Consider the following 2,200-nt stretch of genomic DNA (forward strand, 5'->3'; position numbering starts at 1 on the left):
CTCATTGTTGCGTTGCCTTGAAGCGACTGCATGGATGCAGGAGGTAGAGCAACGCAGGAGCAGTTGCCGAGGATATGTCCGAAGCGCAAGATCGACGCAAGCGCGCGCCCTCATCCTCATGCGTCACTTTCTCTTGAGGCGAAAAGAAAAACGCTTGCTCTGCGAATTGATGCGCAGCCATTCTTGCTGCGCGAAAGCAAGCCATCAAGGATGAAAGTTCAGGGCGACTCCGCCTTGCTGCAGGCAGCACACAAACCGTGCACCTCCAGCGTCTGCGCCGCCGGTGTAAACCCACGTTCCCTGGCTTGCGCATTGAGCAAGGTCGCCACGCCTTCGTCGCAGATTTCGGCAGCGCTTGAACAGCGGTCACAGATCAGGAATGGCACCTGGTGTGCTTCGCCTGGATGGTGGCAGCCGACAAAGGCATTGATGGATTCGAGCTTGTGAATGAATCCGTGCTCAAGCAGGAAATCGAGCGCGCGATAAACCGTTGGGGGCGCGGCCAGACCCGGCCCGTCCTTGAGGCCGTCCAGAAGGTCATACGCCTTGACTGGAAGCTTGGAGGCGGCAACCAGCTCGAGCACGCGCAGACGGATTGGTGTCAGGCGCAGACCCCGCTGATCGCAGGCTTCCGATACTTCGCGCACAAAGGCGCCTGCATCGTGGCTATGCGAATGCAGACTGCGCGGTTTTCTTGCGGATGCGGGCATGGGAACTGAATGGCGGGCGATACCAGTATTTTAGCACCGCTGCTTGTATCGCCGGGGCCTACCAGGCGCCGTCGCTGTCATTGCCCTTGAGGCGGGATCGCGCAGATCGCTCGGCAGATTGACGCAAGTTCACTCCGCAATGGCGGCAGGCTTTGGCGTTGTCGGGATTGCCCTTTCCACATTCCCGGCAAATCGGCAGACGAGATTTTGACAAGGCCACGATGAGCCAGCCGATCGGACCCAACAATGCGCCCCAGACGATGCCCGCTACGACGCGCCCCTTGATCCAGCCGATCAGCCACCCGCCGAGGACACAGACTGCAGTGATTCCGAGCATCCAGGCCCACAGGCCCGGATCCAGCAACATGTCGAGACAAAGCTCGTTCATGCGCATCATCGCCTCGATATCGGAGGTGTCCAGGCTTGAAAGCCCGCTGATGGTGCATTCGAGCGCGGCCACCGAATCAGCCTCCGGCGCGAGCGATCGCAGCTTCCACGCGTTTCAGGGCCTGATCGCGCCCGGCCAGGAACACGGTGTGGTCGATCGACGGTGACACCTGCGTTCCGGTGATCGCCACGCGTAGTGGTTGCGCCACCTTGCCCATGCCCTCGCCAATAGCCGTGGCCGCCGCAGCAATCGCCGCGTGCACGTTTTCAACCGACCAGTCCCGGGTATCGCTAAGCTGCTGATAGACGGCCTGCAAGGCCGGGATAGCGGTCGCCGACCTGAGGTGCTTGGTTACCGCGGTTTCATCGTAGTTTTCCAGCGGCGCATACCAGACGCGAGCCTTTTCAGCCATTTCCTTTAGCGTCTGCGCACGTTCACGCAGGGCCACGATCACGTCCACCGGCTCCGGCCCCTGGTCAGGATCGATTCCCAGCGCACGCAACTGCCAGGTGAAATGAGGCACGAGTTCCAGCGGGTCATCATTCTTGATGTACTGCTGGTTGATCCATGACAACTTCTCCAGATCGAATCGCGACGCCGCGCGATTGGCGTTGCCGATATCGAACAACTCGATCATCTCCTCGCGCGTGAACAACTCCTGGTCCCCATGCGACCAGCCAAGGCGAACCAGGTAGTTGAGCAAGGCATGCGGCAGAAACCCATCGTCGCGGTATTGCATGACCCCAACGGCACCGTGCCGCTTGCTGAGCTTCTGGCCATCCGGGCCGAGGATCATCGGCAAATGCGCGAAGGTCGGGACGCTGGCACCAAGGGCGTTGTAGACGTTGATCTGGCGTGGCGTATTGTTTACATGATCATCACCGCGGATGACTTCACTGATGCGCATGTCAATATCATCGACGACAACGGCGAAGTTGTAGGTCGGAAACCCGTCTGAACGAAACAGGACGAGGTCATCGAGTTCGTCGTTGCTCCACTCGATGCGTCCCTTGACCTTGTCATCGAAGACAACGCTGCCCGAACTCGGATTCTTGAAACGGATAACCCGGTTGGGATCGTCTCGAAGGGGTTCGTTGCGATC

The 2,200-nt window shown here is 59.7% G+C and carries 3 protein-coding genes; all 3 read right to left on the minus strand.

Annotation, left to right across the window (positions count from 1 at the left end; genetic code table 11):
- Positions 1 to 218 precede the first annotated feature (218 nt).
- Positions 219 to 731, minus strand: coding sequence for a transcriptional repressor (locus WBP53_RS10810; RefSeq protein ID WP_423928784.1), 513 nt, complete (start codon positions 729 to 731; stop codon positions 219 to 221).
- 37 nt (positions 732 to 768) lie between these two features.
- The gene (locus tag WBP53_RS10815) at positions 769 to 1,170 is read right to left on the minus strand and encodes a hypothetical protein (protein ID WP_423928780.1); all 402 of its coding nucleotides are present in this window, start codon (positions 1,168 to 1,170) and stop codon (positions 769 to 771) included.
- A 4-nt stretch (positions 1,171 to 1,174) separates the two neighbouring features.
- The coding region (gene gltX, locus WBP53_RS10820) for a glutamate--tRNA ligase (protein ID WP_423928782.1) at positions 1,175 to 2,200 on the minus strand (1,026 nt) is incomplete at its 5' end.

This window comes from Dokdonella sp., assembly GCF_049593775.1.
In the GTDB taxonomy this organism is placed as follows: domain Bacteria; phylum Pseudomonadota; class Gammaproteobacteria; order Xanthomonadales; family Rhodanobacteraceae; genus Dokdonella.